At 48.2% G+C, this 16,295-nt stretch carries 15 protein-coding genes; 1 reads left to right on the forward strand and 14 read right to left on the reverse strand.

Annotated features, from left to right (window positions below; all coding sequences use genetic code 11):
- Position 1: 1 nt before the first annotated feature.
- Positions 2 to 904 (reverse strand): DMT family transporter, encoded by a 903-nt coding sequence (locus ACT6RZ_RS11695; protein ID WP_444702276.1) that lies wholly within the window; start codon positions 902 to 904, stop codon positions 2 to 4.
- 15 nt (positions 905 to 919) lie between these two features.
- Between ACT6RZ_RS11695 and dapC the strand changes: the two genes are divergently transcribed.
- The gene (gene dapC, locus ACT6RZ_RS11700; protein ID WP_444702277.1) at positions 920 to 2,110 is read left to right on the forward strand and encodes a succinyldiaminopimelate transaminase; all 1,191 of its coding nucleotides are present in this window, start codon (positions 920 to 922) and stop codon (positions 2,108 to 2,110) included.
- A gap of 79 nt (positions 2,111 to 2,189) precedes the next feature.
- Here dapC and ACT6RZ_RS11705 read toward each other — a convergent pair whose 3' ends face one another.
- From ACT6RZ_RS11705 to ACT6RZ_RS11765, 13 genes are all read right to left on the reverse strand, one after another.
- Positions 2,190 to 2,687 (reverse strand): FxDxF family PEP-CTERM protein, encoded by a 498-nt coding sequence (locus tag ACT6RZ_RS11705; RefSeq protein ID WP_444702278.1) that lies wholly within the window; start codon positions 2,685 to 2,687, stop codon positions 2,190 to 2,192.
- Between the two features lie 37 nt (positions 2,688 to 2,724).
- Complete coding sequence (locus ACT6RZ_RS11710) at positions 2,725 to 3,303, reverse strand: FxDxF family PEP-CTERM protein (RefSeq protein WP_444702279.1); 579 nt, start codon at positions 3,301 to 3,303, stop codon at positions 2,725 to 2,727.
- 261 nt (positions 3,304 to 3,564) lie between these two features.
- Entirely contained in the window at positions 3,565 to 4,122 is a 558-nt protein-coding gene (gene rfbC / locus ACT6RZ_RS11715; RefSeq protein WP_444702331.1) for a dTDP-4-dehydrorhamnose 3,5-epimerase, read from the reverse strand.
- Positions 4,116 to 5,003, reverse strand: a complete 888-nt coding sequence (gene rfbA, locus ACT6RZ_RS11720) for a glucose-1-phosphate thymidylyltransferase RfbA (RefSeq protein ID WP_444702280.1) — start codon at positions 5,001 to 5,003, stop codon at positions 4,116 to 4,118. The genes rfbC and rfbA overlap by 7 nt, the downstream gene beginning before the upstream one ends.
- 36 nt (positions 5,004 to 5,039) lie before the next feature.
- The gene (rfbD, locus tag ACT6RZ_RS11725; RefSeq protein ID WP_444702281.1) at positions 5,040 to 5,927 is read right to left on the reverse strand and encodes a dTDP-4-dehydrorhamnose reductase; all 888 of its coding nucleotides are present in this window, start codon (positions 5,925 to 5,927) and stop codon (positions 5,040 to 5,042) included.
- A complete protein-coding gene (gene rfbB / locus ACT6RZ_RS11730; RefSeq protein WP_444702282.1) occupies positions 5,924 to 6,979 on the reverse strand; it encodes a dTDP-glucose 4,6-dehydratase in 1,056 nt (351 codons plus the stop codon). Before rfbB ends, rfbD begins: the two co-directional genes overlap by 4 nt.
- Before the next feature lie 120 nt (positions 6,980 to 7,099).
- A complete protein-coding gene (locus ACT6RZ_RS11735) occupies positions 7,100 to 8,548 on the reverse strand; it encodes a phosphomannomutase (protein WP_444702283.1) in 1,449 nt (482 codons plus the stop codon).
- The gene (locus ACT6RZ_RS11740) at positions 8,535 to 9,947 is read right to left on the reverse strand and encodes a mannose-1-phosphate guanylyltransferase/mannose-6-phosphate isomerase (RefSeq protein WP_444702284.1); all 1,413 of its coding nucleotides are present in this window, start codon (positions 9,945 to 9,947) and stop codon (positions 8,535 to 8,537) included. The genes ACT6RZ_RS11735 and ACT6RZ_RS11740 overlap by 14 nt, the downstream gene beginning before the upstream one ends.
- Positions 9,948 to 10,084: 137 nt before the next feature.
- Positions 10,085 to 11,503, reverse strand: coding sequence for a Coenzyme F420 hydrogenase/dehydrogenase, beta subunit C-terminal domain (locus ACT6RZ_RS11745; RefSeq protein WP_444702285.1), 1,419 nt, complete (start codon positions 11,501 to 11,503; stop codon positions 10,085 to 10,087).
- A 70-nt stretch (positions 11,504 to 11,573) separates the two neighbouring features.
- Positions 11,574 to 12,671, reverse strand: coding sequence for a polysaccharide pyruvyl transferase family protein (locus ACT6RZ_RS11750; RefSeq protein ID WP_444702286.1), 1,098 nt, complete (start codon positions 12,669 to 12,671; stop codon positions 11,574 to 11,576).
- 148 nt (positions 12,672 to 12,819) lie between these two features.
- Complete coding sequence (gene galE / locus ACT6RZ_RS11755) at positions 12,820 to 13,788, reverse strand: UDP-glucose 4-epimerase GalE (protein WP_444702287.1); 969 nt, start codon at positions 13,786 to 13,788, stop codon at positions 12,820 to 12,822.
- A gap of 31 nt (positions 13,789 to 13,819) precedes the next feature.
- Positions 13,820 to 14,812: a polysaccharide pyruvyl transferase family protein gene (locus tag ACT6RZ_RS11760; RefSeq protein WP_444702288.1), complete on the reverse strand. Its 993-nt coding sequence runs from the start codon at positions 14,810 to 14,812 to the stop codon at positions 13,820 to 13,822.
- Between the two features lie 13 nt (positions 14,813 to 14,825).
- Entirely contained in the window at positions 14,826 to 16,271 is a 1,446-nt protein-coding gene (locus ACT6RZ_RS11765; protein ID WP_444702289.1) for a lipopolysaccharide biosynthesis protein, read from the reverse strand.
- Positions 16,272 to 16,295: the final 24 nt, after the last annotated feature.

Below are 16,295 nucleotides of genomic sequence, written 5' to 3' on the forward strand. Positions count from 1 at the left end.
CTTAGTCGCTGCTGTACCAGACCGACAATAAGCCGGCAGCGACGATACACAGACCGCCTGCCATTTCTATCACTGACATAGCTTCATTAGCCAGAAAATAGGCCGCCACCGCCGCCACGATCAGTTCAAACATAAATAACACTGAAGCCTGGATAGCCGGTATCTTGGTGACGCCATATTGCACCAGCAAGGTCGCAGAAGTGATCATCAGCGCGATAATGAGCAACAGGCCCATCTCAGGTAAGTTGACCGTGCCCAGCATGCTAAAGCCAGCCACGCCTTCCTGCCACAGCAGGACCATGACCGATAAAGAAAACACCCCCAGCCAGACCAGCACGGATTTGGCAGCAACGCTGAGGTGGGTGGAAAAGCGCGTAATGACATTGGTGATCGAAAAGCCAATGCCAGCGGAAAGTGCCAGCCAGTCCGAGGTTGACTGCGGCCACGGCAGCCCCCAACGGCCATCTGTCAGCATCAGTTCTGCCCCTATCAGGGATAAAGCTATGGCCAGCAACTGCGGCCGCTGCCAGCGCTCATGCAGCCATATTCTTGCCAGTAGCAAGGTCCATAGTGGTGACAGGTAAAACAACAGCATGACGCGCATGACTTCGCCATCAATGATGGCAAGCACATAAGCCAGGTTGGTCCAGCCGGCCACCAGGCTTAGCCAGTAAGCCGATGCCGGGACTGTGGCGATCGCTGGGTAGCGACGCCAGAATAAGACCCCGCCTATCAGTAATGCCAGTGAGTAACTCAATACGCTGGATTGCACGCCGGCAAGGCCACTGTCGTTGAGTAATCGATAGGGGTACCAGATAAGCCCCCAGCTGATGGCACCGTAGATCAGTGCTGCCAGGGCAAAATATTTTTGCTGATGGGCTTTTTGTTTATGCGCAAGGCTCACTTATAATACGACCCTATGAATCCACATTTAAATTTACTCCAGCCTTACCCTTTTCAGCGCTTGCGTGACTTGTTTGCAGGCATCACCCCTGATCCTGGCTTTGCGCCGGTCAATTTATCCATAGGCGAGCCCAAGCATGCAACGCCGGAAATCATTAGCGAAGCCCTGAGGGCTAATCTGGGCGGGCTGGCCAGCTATCCTACCACAATCGGTATACCGGCCTTGCGTGTAGCCATTAATCAATGGCTGCAACGGCGCTATCAGATCCCTGCGCTCAATACTGAAACAGCTATTCTGCCGGTCAACGGCAGCCGCGAAGCCTTATTTGCTTTTGCGCAAGCAGTGGTAGACACCAGTGTGTCGCAACAACCGGTGGTCATTTCGCCTAACCCTTTCTACCAGATTTATGAGGGTGCCGCTTTTCTGGCAGGTGCAGCGCCCTACTTTATCAACACCACAGCAGAAAATGACTATGGCATGGATTTGTCACAGGTGCCGGTGGAGATACTCAAACGTACACAATTGGTATTCGTGTGTAGCCCTGGCAACCCATCTGGCAAGGTCATGGATCTGCAGGCCTGGAAGACCCTGTTTGAATTATCAGACCAGTATGGATTTGTCATTGCTTCGGATGAGTGTTATTCGGAGATCTACTTCGATGAAGCCAGCCCGCCAGTGGGTGCGCTGCAGGCAGCACATCAATTGGGGAGGGATTTTAGCCGCCTGGTGATGTTCAGCTCATTATCCAAGCGTTCAAATGTGCCCGGCATGCGCTCGGGCTTTGTGGCGGGTGATGCAGCCATCATAGAAAAATTCGCGCTATACCGCACCTACCATGGCTGCGCCATGAACCCTGCCGTGCAAGCGGCCAGTATCGCTGCCTGGAATGACGAAACGCATGTGATCGACAATAGAAGCTTGTATAGCGAGAAATTCAACACTGTCACACCGTTGCTGAAGCAGGTCTGGCCACAGACACGACTGCCTGACGCCGCGTTCTACCTGTGGATAGATACACAACAGGATGACACCGCCGTCGCCATACGACTCTACAGGGATTTAAATATCACGGTCTTGCCTGGTTCTTTCCTGGCCAGAGAAGCGCACAATATCAATCCTGGCAAAGGCTTTATCCGCATGGCATTGGTCGCCTCACCGCAAGAGACCCTCGCGGCCGCGCAACGCATCGTAGCGCACTGCAAATAAACCACTGCAATAAACACAGCGCCATAAACAAAAAAGCCGCTATGCATATGCATAGCGGCTTTTTTTAAAGCTTAGAAAATTAAGAGTATTTTCTGCGAGCGATCAAACCGATCATGCCCAAGCCAACTAACATCAAAGCATTGGTTTCTGGTTCAGGAACAGCTGTAACTGCTGTAATTGTATAGCTACCAGTGTAAAAACCACCACCCAGCAAATTGAATTTCAGAGTGTAATCACCAGCTGCCAGGTTTGTAGCACTGAATGTAAATCTAGCTAAATTCAAACCCTCTGGTGCCCAGGTAAACAATGCATCTGCATCCAGACCATTGTATAAGGAAGCGCCCAAGAACAAGCCAGTGTTAGCACCATTCAAAGTAGACAGAATTGGATCCAGGATACCAGTCAGATTGAAGCTGCCACCTGAGAAAGAAATATCAATTTTTTCTGTTCTAGATTCTGTTGAAAAAGGACGATCATAACCACTAAAGGTGGTTGTTGTAGCTGTAGCTGACGCTACGCCTGAAAAAGCTAGTGCTGAAGCAAAAGCAACTGCGCCTGCAAATTTAGATATTTTCATATCTTCTCCTTAAGTTTAAAAAATACAAAATTTTATTTTACAAAGACTTCGACTTGCGAATTGATACAACACCAAGTAAACCAATACCTAATAGCATGACCATACCTGAACTTGGCTCAGGTACAGGAGTAGTTGCAACGTTGACATTCAAAAAGAATTGCCCACCGGCAGATCCTGTTGCAATGCCACGCACTCTTATTTCATACGCGCCTGGCGCATAAAAGGTATTGTCATTGAGGTCAATGAGCTGGTTTTCAAAGTAGAGACCAAGACTCAGTGAGTTGTCGTCAATGTTGTAATAGGAAAATCTTTTGTCTTCAGTGACTGTCGCAGTGATGTATTTTGCTTCACTCAAGTCCAGAGTGAATATCTCTTCAAAACTAAACGAACCAAGATCAGACGTTCCACGACTAACCGTGATTCTCTCTTCATTGAGACCGTAGTTTAAAGGTGAAGCGGCATAAGAAGTACCAGCGAAAGCAAAAGCTGGAATGAGTGCTATTTTTAACCATTGCTTGAACATGGCTTTCTCCTCAAAGTTTTTATTAACTACTATTTTATTATTTACTGGCTTTATTTTTATATAGCCCATACGGGCTAGCGGCTGCCAATTCAATTCTGTTCTATTAAAGCAAAAACCAGTCCAGAATTAAATTGATTGTAAGCCTTTGATTTTGTTGTACATGTTGCGGTCATAAATACAGGTGCTGCGTGTATTGCACCAAAAATCTAACCAATATGCACCAAATGCACCAATCTATTGCATCGCATATTATCTATTTTCATACAAAATAGCAAAGCATTGTGTCAAATAAGTGACAAAAAACGCTTTTTATTGAAGCATAAATGTAAATGATTTCAAGCGCTTAATTCGCGATCAAAGCGCACTGAACTTTTCGGCGTCTATAAAATGACTGCCCTGAGCGTCCTTGGCAGATAATGCGGGTGCAGTCTCGATCGGCCACGCGATATCCAGGGTGGGATCGTTCCAGACGATGCAGCGCTCATGTTGCGGGGCATAAAAGTCTGTTGTTTTGTACAAAAACTCCGCACTCTCCGATAAAACCAGGAAACCATGCGCGAATCCTTCTGGCACCCACAGCATTTTTTTATTTTCCTGGCTCAGCACCTCACCGACCCACTGGCCGAAGGTGGGCGAGTTTGCGCGCAGATCCACCGCGACATCAAATACCGCCCCCAGTGTCACGCGCACCAGTTTGCCCTGCGGTTGTTGTATCTGATAATGCAGGCCGCGTAACACGTTCTTTGCCGATTTTGAATGGTTGTCCTGGACGAAGCGTGGGCGTAACCCGGTCGCTTCGGCAAACACATTTTCGTTGAAGCTTTCATAGAAAAAGCCCCGGTCATCGCCAAATACTTTTGGCTCGAACACTAAAACATCGGCGAGTGTAGTCTGATGCGCAATCACTAAAATACCTTCTCATTCACAATCTGTAGCAAATACTGTCCATAACTGTTTTTCTTGTACAGCTCGGCCTGCTTAAGCAATGCTTCGGCCGTGATGTACCCCATGCGGAATGCGATCTCTTCCGGGCAGGCGATCTTCAGGCCCTGACGATTTTCTATGGTTTGAATAAACAGCGAGGCTTCCAGCAATGATTCGTGGGTGCCGGTATCCAGCCAGGCGTGACCACGGCCCATGACTTCGACATTCAGCTGCTGCTGGGCAAGGTAATGCTTGTTCACATCGGTGATTTCCAGCTCGCCTCTGGGCGAGGGTTTCAGGTTGCTGGCAATATCACTGACCTGGTTATCGTAAAAATACAGACCGGTCACGGCATAACGTGATTTAGGCTGCGCTGGTTTTTCTTCCAGACTGATGGCTTTGCCCTGTGGGTCAAACTCAACCACGCCGTAACGCTCAGGATCGTTGACCGGGTAAGCAAATACGGTCGCTCCAGTTTGCGTTTCATTGGCCTGCTGCAGCGTGGTCGCCAGGTCATGTCCATAAAAGATATTGTCGCCCAGTACCAGCGCGCTCGGCGAGTTGGCGATAAAAGACCGGCCTATGATAAATGCCTGGGCCAGCCCATCTGGTGAAGGCTGCACAGCATACTGGATATTGATACCCCACTGTGAACCATCGCCCAGCAACTGTTCGAATCTGGGCGTGTCTTGCGGCGTAGAGATCAGCAGAATATCTTCAACCCCTGACAACATGAGCGTCGTCAGCGGGTAATAGACCATGGGCTTGTCATACACCGGGATCAATTGCTTGGAAACTGCCTGGGTGGCCGGATACAGGCGTGTGCCGGAGCCCCCTGCCAGAATAATGCCTTTTCTATTTTTTGCCATAGTTCACCTTGTAACGTACGCCTTAAAAAGTACGCCTTATAAAATTTGCTGTAACACATGCGCCACGCCCTGCTTCCAGTCAGGAAGGCGCAAATCAAATGTGTTCTGGAACAATGTGGTATCCAGCCTGGAGTTAGCCGGACGTTTTGCCGGCACCGGGTAATCCGCGCTGCTGATGGGTTTCACCATGGCCGGGCTTACTTTGATCGGTTTGCCGGCGCTGATCGCTTGCGCGATCACAAAGCGGGCATATTCATGCCAGCTGGTCACCCCGGAAGCGGCTACATGATACAAGCCATAAGGGAATGTTGCCCCACCCTGGCTTTTGATGCGCGCGATCAGCTGCGCAGTCACATCAGCCAGCAGCGCCGCAGAGGTCGGTGCGCCAAACTGGTCAGCCACCACACTCAAACTATCCCGCTCGCTGGCCAGCCTTATCATAGTCTTGGCAAAATTGCCGCCATGTGCGCCTACCACCCAGCTGGTCCTCATGATCAGGCTGCGTGGGCATGCGTTTAATAAAGCCTGTTCGCCTTCCATTTTGCTGTGGCCGTAGACATTCTGCGGATTTGTCGCATCAGTCTCTCGATAAAACTGTTCGCCCACACCTTCAAAGACGTAGTCCGTTGAATAATGAAATACGAAGGCGCCAAGTTTAGAGGCTTCTTCACCCATGATGCGTGGCGCATCAACGTTGATTTTTCGGGCAAGCTCGGCATCTGACTCGGCCTTATCCACTGCGGTGTAAGCCGCAGGGTTGATGATGCCATCTGGTTTTATCTCTTGAATGAGTGCCCGTAGCGCAGACGCATCGGCCAGATCACAGTCAGATCTGCCTATGGCGATCACTTCGGCCACAGGCGCCAGGCTGCGTTGCAGTTCAAAGCCTACCTGGCCGTTGCATCCTGTCAGCAGCAATTTCATTGATACTGCTTTTCTACCCACTGCCGGTACTGGCCGCTGGTGATGTTTTCTACCCAGGCGGGGTTATCCAGGTACCACTGCACTGTTTTGCGGATGCCGCTTTCAAAGGTTTCTGCCGGTTTCCAGCCCAGCTCTTTTTCCAGCCGGGTGGCATCGATCGCATAGCGCCTGTCATGGCCAGGACGGTCTTTGACATAGGTGATCTGCGTATTGAAGGACACGCCATCCGCACGTGGTTTCAGCTCATCCAATATCGTGCAGATGGTATTCACCACGTCAATGTTAGGTTTCTCGTTCCAGCCGCCCACATTATAGGTTTCACCCAGTTGCCCGGCAGCCAATACACGACGGATCGCCGTACAGTGGTCTTTGACATACAGCCAGTCCCTGATCTGCTGCCCATCACCATAAATCGGCAACGGCTTGCCTTGCAGGGCATTGTGTATCACCAGCGGGATCAGCTTTTCCGGGAAATGGTAGGGGCCATAGTTATTCGAGCAATTAGTGGTCAGTACCGGCAAGCCATAGGTGTGGTGATAAGCTCTGACCAGATGATCAGAAGCGGCCTTGGACGCAGAGTACGGGCTGTTGGGCTCGTAACGGTTGTTTTCGTTAAAAGGCGGATCGGTTTTTTCTAAAGAGCCATAAACTTCGTCAGTAGACACATGCAGCAACCTGAAGTCAGCTTTTGCATCGCCTTGCAGGCCAGCCCAGTAAGCGCGCACCGCCTCAAGCAGATGAAAGGTGCCGACCACATTGGTTTGAATAAAGTCTTCCGGGCCATGAATAGAGCGGTCCACATGCGACTCTGCAGCAAAATTCAATACCGCCCTGGGCTGATATTCAGCCAGCAAGCGCCTGACCAGTTCAAAGTCGCCAATATCACCTTGCACAAAAATATGGCGTGGGTCATCTTTAACAGAGGACAGGTTATCCAGATTGCCTGCATAAGTCAGCTTGTCCAGGTTCACCACAGGCTCATCCGACTGTGCCAGCCAATCCAATACAAAATTACTGCCGATAAAACCGGCGCCCCCAGTAACAAAAATCATTTAATCAATAACCTTTTTTTAGTGTTCAGATAGCAAAAAGGCATATTAGAACGTTTTTGCGATAACGACAATTTTAGTATGAATATAGACCGTGAATCTGAATCTGCCTTAAAGCCTGGCTTATGCGAACTGCTTAAGCTGCGTCATCACATGCGTGAGTAATGAGTGTGCCGCTGATTGGCTGTTTTCTTCCACATAGCACCTGAACTCGGGCGCATTGCCGGAAGGCCGTAAATGCACCACGCGGCCGGATTGCAGGGTGGCCCTTAAACCATCAGTACTGTCTATATGCGACAACTGCTCTGCAAGCTGCAGGGATTTCAACATGTCCGCAGGCTGGGCAGTCCAGCCTGATAGCAATGCCTTGCTTTTCTCGGTTGGGAAATCCTGCAGGCGGTCACTGGCGGTAAAACGCTGCGGTAAAGCTGCCACCAGTTGTGACAGCGGTTTGCCCTGCGCTTTTACCTGCGCCAGCAGCGTCACCACTGGCAATACTGCATCTCGCGTTGGCAATGGCTGTAGTGTCGGTGCGTTTGCTATACGGCTACCCAATAGAAAACCACCATTCGCCTCAAACCCGGCCACGCTGGGCGCCCCCTCTTTTTGCAAGGCTTCCATGCCGGCGATCACAAAGGGGGAACCTATACGGGTGCGCGCTACTTTGTGAAAAAAGCCACTGGCTTCGATCGCGGTATTACAGCTCACAGGTACCGCCAGATGGGAGACCTGCAGTGCCTGCGCGGTGAGTAAACCGACAATATCACCGCGCAACCAGTGACCCTGTTCATCACTGATCAGCGGCCGGTCACCATCACCATCGGTAGAAATGATCGCATCTACCTGATATTGCGCCGCCCAATCCAGGCCGCGTTGTGTATCTTCCGCCGAAACAGCTTCGGTATCGATAGGCACAAAGATATCCGAGCGTTCCAGGCAGACGACTTCAGCGCCCAGATCACCCAACAGACTATGCAATACATCACGCGCCACACTTGAGTGCTGGTAGATAGCCAGCTTTAAGCCCGCGAGCGCCTGATCACCGAGTAAATCCTTATAGCGCTGAATATACTCGGCCCTGGCCACAGGGTTTTCTTCAGGCAAACTGCTGGCCGTTGCGGATAATGGCTGCAGTTCACTGGCCAGCATGGCGGCTTCATCAGACTTGGTGATCTCGCCATCCGGCCGGTAAAACTTGAGGCCGTTGCGGTCAAAAGGGATATGACTACCAGTGACCATGATGCCCGGCACGCTGCGTGTCTGGGCAAACAGGGCCAAGGCAGGTGTGGGGATAGCACCACAGAAGATCACTTCAAGCCCCAGCTGACGCAGCATTTTTGCACAGGCTTCGGCAATGCGCGGGCTACTCGGGCGCAGGTCTACCGCGATGGCTACCTGTTTAAAGCTAAATGCGTTTTGCACTGTCTTGATAAAAGCTTCAGTATAAGCAGCACACACTTCATCGGTCATGGCCACCACCAGGCCACGCGCACCGCTGGTGCCAAATGCCACCCCGCTCTGCTGCATCACAGTTTGTAATACCGGCATATCGGCCACCTTAACTACGGCCATAGGTATCTTCGTAACGGACGATGTCATCCTCGCCCAGATAGCTGCCTGACTGCACTTCTATCAGATGCAAAGGCAGTTTGCCCGGGTTTTCCAGCCTGTGCGTGGAACCAATAGGGATATAAGTCGATTCATTCTCGGTATACAGCTTGCTCACATCATCCACTGTGATCATGGCAGAGCCGCTGACCACCACCCAATGCTCGGCTCTATGATGATGCATCTGCAGCGACAGTCTTTCGCCCGGCTTGACCATGATGCGTTTCACCTGGAAACGCTCGCCCATGTCGATACTTTCGTACCAACCCCAGGGGCGGTACACACGTGGATGCATCTGGTGTTCGGAACGGCCGCTGGCTTTGAGATGGTCGACGATGCTTTTAACATCCTGTGCCCTATCCCGGTGTGCAACCAAAACCGCATCACCCGTTTCCACGATCAGCAAATCATCTACGCCCACCGCTGCCACAAAACGGCTTTCAGCACGGACCAAGGTATTTTTTACATCCTTCAGGAAAACATCACCGCGTGTGGCATTGCCATCGGCATCATTAGCCTGCACTTCTTTCAATGCCGTCCAAGAACCCACATCATTCCAGCCCATGCTGGCCGGCACTATCGCCGCCAGTTTGGTTTTTTCCATCACCGCATAATCGATAGAATCCGAAGGAGAAGCGGCAAATGAAGCTTCATGCAAACGCACAAAATCCAGGTCCTTGTAGCTTTGCGCCACTGCTTCTGAAACGGCACTCAGCATGGCGGGCGCATACTGCTCCAGCTCACTCAGGAATACCGCCGGTTTAAACAGGAACATGCCGCTATTCCAGTAGAAATTACCGGCATCCACATATTGTTGGGCAGTCTCGGCATTCGGTTTCTCTACAAACCTGGCCACTTCAAAAGCACCTGCAGCGCTATTTAAAGCATTGCCGGATTGAATGTAGCCATAGCCAGTCTCCGCATGCGTAGGTGCTATGCCGAAAGTGACCAGCTTGCCCTGCTCTGCCGCTACACTGGCGCTACGCACCGCTGCCTCAAAAGCAGCCACATCCGTGATCACATGATCGGCTGGCAACACCAGCATCAGCACGTCTTTATCTTTCAGGCTGATGGCTGCCGCTGCGATCGCCGGCGCAGTGTTACGCGCGATAGGTTCCAGCACAATAGCTTCAGGGTTTAAATTGATCTGGCGCAACTGCTCAGCCACAAGAAACCGATGGTCATTGCCACAGACCACGATAGGGTCAGCTACATCTGCCCAGCTGGATAGCCTGGTCAATGTTTCCTGCAGCATGGTGCTATCAGTCACCAAAGGCAATAACTGCTTGGGGAGTACAGCGCGCGAAAGTGGCCACAAACGGGTACCAGAGCCACCTGAAAGAACTACCGGGATAACTTTCATTTGAAACACCATTTTAATTAAATAATAAGCTTGAAATATTGCCAACCACAAAACTATTCATGCACCGGCTATCAATAAGCCGGGGCGATCATTTCGTAGTCTATGAATAACTATAACTTGCGTGAGCGCGATATGCTCTAAATACCAAGTATTCTTTTAGCTTTACGGTAAGCGCGGATAATCAGATTCGGTTTATAAAAACGATCCATTTGGTCTTTTAATGGCGTCATTTTGCTAATAAAGTAATTCAAATCACCCAGCTTTTTAGCCTCGTAGAAAAAAGCATGGCTTTCACGTGCCATCGTCCTGCGCAAGCGCACTAGTGCGATTCTTTTCTTGGCGATGGTTTTGATTGTATCTAAATCCACTCTCTTGCGCGGAATAGGCTTTCCGGCATGTACATCGTCATTCAAACGCACAGCCAGGCCTTCTCTGCGATGGCGGAAGTTTCCTTGCTGGGATAGACAAAGATCATCAAGTGTCAGGTTTTCGAGCACGATTTGCCTGGATATCTTTGACTTGTTCAAAATGCTGTCTATGACCTTGTTTCTCACTAAAACAATATTGGTTCCCTGCCAGTAGGTATTGAATTGTGGCAGCCAAGCATCGCCAAACACAGCATCGGCGGTTTCGGCAAAAATATCATCGCAATAATCACAAGCTTCCAATTGGAAGGTTGCATAACCCCATCCACCACCAAACATTCTGGCCGAGGTTTTTGAGTAACTATTCCCGGCATGGTCAGTCGCCATGAAATCATAGGCATTGACTGTTGAGCTTTTGTTCTTTTTTCTGAAATCAACAGCCTGGAGCGCCTCAGGCTTGACCCCCAATTGCCATGACAGCAATTCAGCGAACGCTGAAGACTTTAAGTGACCACATACCAGACCCAGCGTGAAGGTGATCTGTTTGGCAAGCACCTCGTCATGTAAGGCGATATTGCGTAATGCCTTGATAAAACATGGCACCCCCACAAAAACATATCTCTTGCCATCACCTCTCACCTGCTTAAGCACAGCATCAAAGCTTAAGGAATAATATTGTGATTTCTTATGTTTATCAGCCTCGGCCTCAGAATAGGATACTACAAAGGAAAACAGCGCATCATTGTCTGCGGATTGATTTTTTCCTACATGAATAATGCCATCTACATGCCCCTGTTTTAGTAACTCTGTCGCAACCAAGCTGGTCAAACCGCCAGAGCTGCTGTTCAGCAAGGTATCTTCACTGACCCTGCGCCCGGAATATATCGTTGAGTAATAGCCTACCCTCTGGTCATAGTGCTCTGACTCTTTATAGATCAGGTCGCCTATAAAATTCTCATTTTGACTATTATCCGAAAATGGACATACCAAGTCGGATGGGCTGTTGGCTAAATCAGCCACCGATGAAAAATCAGCGACCATTGCACCCAATTTGTTTCTAACCAGCTTTACATTCTGATCGACAACCGCACAAGCGCCGCATCCTACGCATAAGCCCTGCTGAGCCACATTAACGATAGTGAATGGCTGCGTGCGGGAGATTGAGTTTTCATTTAGGTTAGTTATATTCATATTGCGAATTCTGCTTCTATTGAAAATGCAAACATGTCGCATTCAGTTTTTGAATATCAGAGGTAACCATTCAAGGCGTTACTTCTAAAGCGTTAATCAAAAAGTTGGACGACTTTTCCCTAAGCAATTGCAATTTAGTATTTATTTCATTGTAATCAACTTTATGGCTAACTAACTCTTTTACTGAGTAATTATCCAGGCTAGTCTCATCTACCATTCTGGACAAAAGATCGAGTTGTTGTAGCAAGGAGGTGAATCGACTCACGCCTCTATGGCTATTCCCGATAACGATAAATGGCTTATTAAACATGATAGAGAATGCCATGCCATGAAAAGAGTCAGTGATCACGTAATCGGCATCGTGAAAGGCAGTCACCCACTCTGGTGCCGTCATATTCGACTGCAGACCAAGAGATTTGGTCACATAATCTTCGCCTAAATTGGCAGAGACTGCATCAATAAACTCTTTTTTCTTGCCCTGCTCATCCAGCACATAGGTGAGCAAGGTTTTCTGCTGAGAAGTATGCTTTGGTTTGACTAAGAACTGATCATAAAAATGCCTGTTCACCAGCAGCGTCGGGTCTATTACCAGCTGGCAATCTTTTCTTCCAAGCTCCTGGCAGATGGTCACCCCATCAGACTCCCTCGCTGAAACTGCATGGAAGTCGGCCAGCAGGCTGGATACCTGATCCATCTTTTCAGCTGCCTGCCACTGAGGTTTGCCGAATGATGCCGCGTAAGAAACCTTGCGTGTTTTACTGCCATCAACAAAACTCAGGAAATATCTTTCAAATCCATCCAGGATGTAATCCCAGCGCCAGACCTGATCACTACCCACAATGACCGCATCCAGTTTTTCCTGTTTAACGACACTCTTAAAATCCTCGATGGATCTCAGGGTGCGCGTGCGCCGCGGAATATAGTCTTTGATAAAAGCTTTATGCAGCAGCCTTTTCTTATGGGCGTATCTTGCCCCATTCACATTCTGGAAAGGGACTCTTGCGATGGCAGACCATACCAATGATTTCCATTTGTTCTTGAAATATTCATTTCTCAGAAATACGACTTCGAAACCCTGCAGAGAAAGAAAACCGGATAGCGCGACTGCTTGTAAAAGACCTCCATAATTATCATTCAAGGGCAGGGTTAATATTCCGACTTTTTTCATTTGAATCACAAGACTTCCTGAAGATATACAAAAAAGGTGAATGCAGAAGAATAATTATTCAAACTGGCTTATTCGACATGAGCACAGTGACATTATTTACATCAGCATCCAAAGCCATGCACAAACACGCATGGCGGTTAAAATAATTTTAATGCTTCATTTCCCATTGCCAGGCATGTGAAACTATCGTTTCTAGCTCTGTGTATTGGGGAGTCCAGTTCAGAACCGACTTTGCGCGTTTCGAGTCTGCGACCAAGCGGGCCGGATCGCCGTCACGCCGCGCGGCAGTCAATACAGTGATCTCGTTTCCGGACACTTTTCTTGCTGTATCAATGATTTCCTGTACCGAGAAGCCTACCCCGTTACCCAGATTAAAACGGTCGCTTTCGCCACCTTTGTTCAAGTATTCCAGGGCCGCTAAATGTGCAGAGCATAAATCAGTGATATGGATGTAGTCGCGTACACAAGTACCATCCGGCGTATCGTAATCGCTGCCAAACACTTGAATGTCAGCGCGTCGTCCAGAGGCCACTTGTAACACCAGCGGGATCAGATGCGTTTCCGGATCATGCCGCTCCCCCAACTGCCCTTCTGGATCGGCACCGGCCGCATTGAAATAGCGCAAACAGACAGAACGGAAATCAAAAGCCTGATCATAATCAGCCAGTATCTGTTCCATGATCCATTTTGAGCGCCCGTAGGGATTCATGGGCCTGTGCGGGTGCTTCTCATCGATAGGCACATAATCCGGCTCACCGAACACCGCAGCTGTCGATGAGAAAATAAACTTCTTCACATCAAACTTCAGCATGGCATCCAGCAGATTCAATGTGTTGCTCACATTGTTCTGATAATAAATATCAGGTTTGCGTACCGACTCACCCACTTGTATGTAAGAAGCAAAATGCATCACCGCTTCAGGACGATGTTGCTCGAACAGCTGGGCTAGACATCTGGTGTCAGCCAGGTCACCTTCAATAAAAGTACCACCTAGCACTGCATCGCGATGCCCATTAGACAGATTGTCCAGGGTGATCACCTCATGCCCTGCACCCAGCAGCATTTTTACCATATGGGAGCCTATATAGCCTGCACCACCTACAACAAGAACTTTCATGATTGCATGTTTCCAATAACAGTTAAATCCATCACTCTTTATTTTGCATCTGCGCTTTGATCTCGGCTAAGGAATGTATTTGCTTAAGCAAGGGGTAATCCTTAGTCCAACATTCTATATACGCACTTATTTTCCCGTAACTATTATCCAATACGTAATGCGGTGTATTTAATAATACGGACAGGATGTGAGCATGCAGGCGGTCTGTAATGACCACCTGCCCTTTGGATAGTATCCTTAATCCACGTTTCACTCTAATTTTTGCCTTGGCTTGAAAATAGTGAAACTTGAAACCCAGCTTAAAACAAGTCGTTATACCGTCAATGACTGCCAGTGCAGCAGCTTTCCATTTAAAAAACTTGCCGTCATCTAACCAATCGCAAGTCACAGAGTGTTTATTGTCCAGCATTAACTCATTCCATGAGTAACTTTGATTTTTCTCATCGTCAGTCCTAAGCAGATACAGATGCCGGGAATCGGTTCTGAGCCTGGCCTGAACACCCAGACCAAACGCACAATCCGGGGATAGTATCAGGCTGGATTTGAAGTTGAGTGCCGCAAAATCATAACTTTTCTGATCACGAACCAGCAGATGAAAGTCTGGATGATGGTTAAAAATCTTTACCGCTCTATGAAGATTATTTGAATCTAAAAAATGAATAGACTGGGGTAGCTGAATAATTCTTCTATCAGGAAATAAGGATACTATATTTTCTCTAAAAACCTGATGTTGCGGCCAAAGGTCACCAAAGTTTCCCCCTCCATGAATGAAGATGACGCCCTCTGGTAGTTTAGCTAGCAGTTCATCAGCATCAAAGCTATGCAAGTCTGAAACATAGCTGGGGAGATTCCCGGTCAAACGTTTTAATAAAATGACCTCCCCTAACCATATGGCGCTATCCCCTACATTCGAATGGTCAGGAAAGTCTATTAACGCGTAGTGATCGCCACTATTGACAAATAAGCCCAGTATTTCTTCAAGCTTATGGATCTGGGCATCGATAACAACGGTATTTTCTTGCATGTTCGCTCGTTGATTATCGTGCCTTGGCTTTTAAATTAATGATGTTTTTTATGGACATTCTGAACGCATCAGAAAATACATACATGGAAACAACCGCAGAGATTAACAGCAGATTCAAAATAACATGCTTGATGACAGTGTTAACGTTCAGATAGTGACCGATCGCCATCAGACTCAGAATCGCAGTCATGTAAAAGAAACAAATCACATACGGAGAATGCGTGATTTCATTGGTTTCAATGCCGTTCTTTCTCAAGAAAACAATAGAGAACAGCCACAATAACAAATTGCTTAATCCCAAACCGATCAGTGTCGTTTCCAGCGAGCCCAAGGCAGCACCTATCAGAATAAAAGTAACGAATACCGGCAAGGTATAAATAGAGAACAAAAACCGTTTACCCATCAAGTTTTTTGACAGGCATATCCAAAAGTGCGAGTAAGACGCAACTTGAATGATTGCAACCACACACAATGCCTGAACAATATAAACCGCAGAATCCCACTTTGCCCCTAAAACGACCAGTACTATCCATTTAGCATTGATCGCCAGCATTGAAAACGTAAACGATACCGCCTGTAACAGTACCGATTGGCCATAGTTAAGAAATTTATAATATTCGATATTATTATTCTTTAACCGTGACAGAACAGGCAGCGCTAGCGTTGTGGAAGGCGAGTTGATACGGTTGAGCGAAATGAGCACTATCTGCTGTGCCCTGTTATAAATCCCCAGTACATCGGTACCAAAAAACTTGCCGATAATAAATGTGTCTGCAGATCGGATCACCTGGCTCAGTAGCTGCGCGCCTAACATGTTTAACCCAAACTTCGAAAAGTGAGTCACGTTTGTTTTGAAGCATGGCAGACTCGGCATCCAGCCATGATAAAACGCAAAAAGTACAAGCACCAGCAAGTAGTTGATCACTTGCTGGTACACCACGGCCCAGTAGCCGATGCCGTAAGCGGCCAGGGCAATGGCAGCTACTGTACTAATGAATTGCGCGACTGATTCGCTGACGGTGATTTCTTTTAATTTCAAGTCACGATTCAAGCCCGCTTTAAATTGTGTCGCTATACCATTGATGACAAAAACAACTGCCAGGACCTGAGAGATCGGTATTAAACGATCATCATGAAAGAAATCCGCGATCAGCCAGCTGGAAAAAAATAGCACGACCGAAAGTATCAAGCCTATCAGTGTGTTCAACCAGAAAAGATTGCTTTTTTCTGCTTGCGATAAACTTTCGGCCTGGATCGCAGCCGAGGACAAGCCAAAGTCACGGAATATCTCGCCTATCCCCACTACCGAAAGCACAATCGCAGTCAAGCCATAGTCATCCGCAGAAAGCAATCTGGACATGATGACTATGGCTGCTATCTGAACAAGAAATCGAAAGAACTGACCTGAAATTAGGGTGAAAACACCTCTTTTAGATTGCTTGATTAAATCATTTGTCATTTAAATACCAATATCGTAATTCTT

This window comes from Methylophilus sp., from assembly GCF_052437885.1.
GTDB lineage: Bacteria > Pseudomonadota > Gammaproteobacteria > Burkholderiales > Methylophilaceae > Methylophilus.

What these genes read in the sequence shown, in the direction of transcription:
- dapC (WP_444702277.1), top strand. Translation starts at nt 920, where the DNA reads ATGAATCCACATTTAAATTTACTCCAGCCTTACCCTTTTCAGCGCTTG.
- ACT6RZ_RS11705 (WP_444702278.1), bottom strand. Translation starts at nt 2,687, where the DNA reads ATGAAAATATCTAAATTTGCAGGCGCAGTTGCTTTTGCTTCAGCACTA.
- rfbA (WP_444702280.1), bottom strand. Translation starts at nt 5,003, where the DNA reads ATGGCAAAAAATAGAAAAGGCATTATTCTGGCAGGGGGCTCCGGCACA.
- rfbD (WP_444702281.1), bottom strand. Translation starts at nt 5,927, where the DNA reads ATGAAATTGCTGCTGACAGGATGCAACGGCCAGGTAGGCTTTGAACTG.
- rfbB (WP_444702282.1), bottom strand. Translation starts at nt 6,979, where the DNA reads ATGATTTTTGTTACTGGGGGCGCCGGTTTTATCGGCAGTAATTTTGTA.
- ACT6RZ_RS11735 (WP_444702283.1), bottom strand. Translation starts at nt 8,548, where the DNA reads ATGGCCGTAGTTAAGGTGGCCGATATGCCGGTATTACAAACTGTGATG.
- ACT6RZ_RS11740 (WP_444702284.1), bottom strand. Translation starts at nt 9,947, where the DNA reads ATGAAAGTTATCCCGGTAGTTCTTTCAGGTGGCTCTGGTACCCGTTTG.
- ACT6RZ_RS11745 (WP_444702285.1), bottom strand. Translation starts at nt 11,503, where the DNA reads ATGAATATAACTAACCTAAATGAAAACTCAATCTCCCGCACGCAGCCA.
- ACT6RZ_RS11750 (WP_444702286.1), bottom strand. Translation starts at nt 12,671, where the DNA reads ATGAAAAAAGTCGGAATATTAACCCTGCCCTTGAATGATAATTATGGA.
- galE (WP_444702287.1), bottom strand. Translation starts at nt 13,788, where the DNA reads ATGAAAGTTCTTGTTGTAGGTGGTGCAGGCTATATAGGCTCCCATATG.
- ACT6RZ_RS11760 (WP_444702288.1), bottom strand. Translation starts at nt 14,812, where the DNA reads ATGCAAGAAAATACCGTTGTTATCGATGCCCAGATCCATAAGCTTGAA.
- ACT6RZ_RS11765 (WP_444702289.1), bottom strand. Translation starts at nt 16,271, where the DNA reads ATGACAAATGATTTAATCAAGCAATCTAAAAGAGGTGTTTTCACCCTA.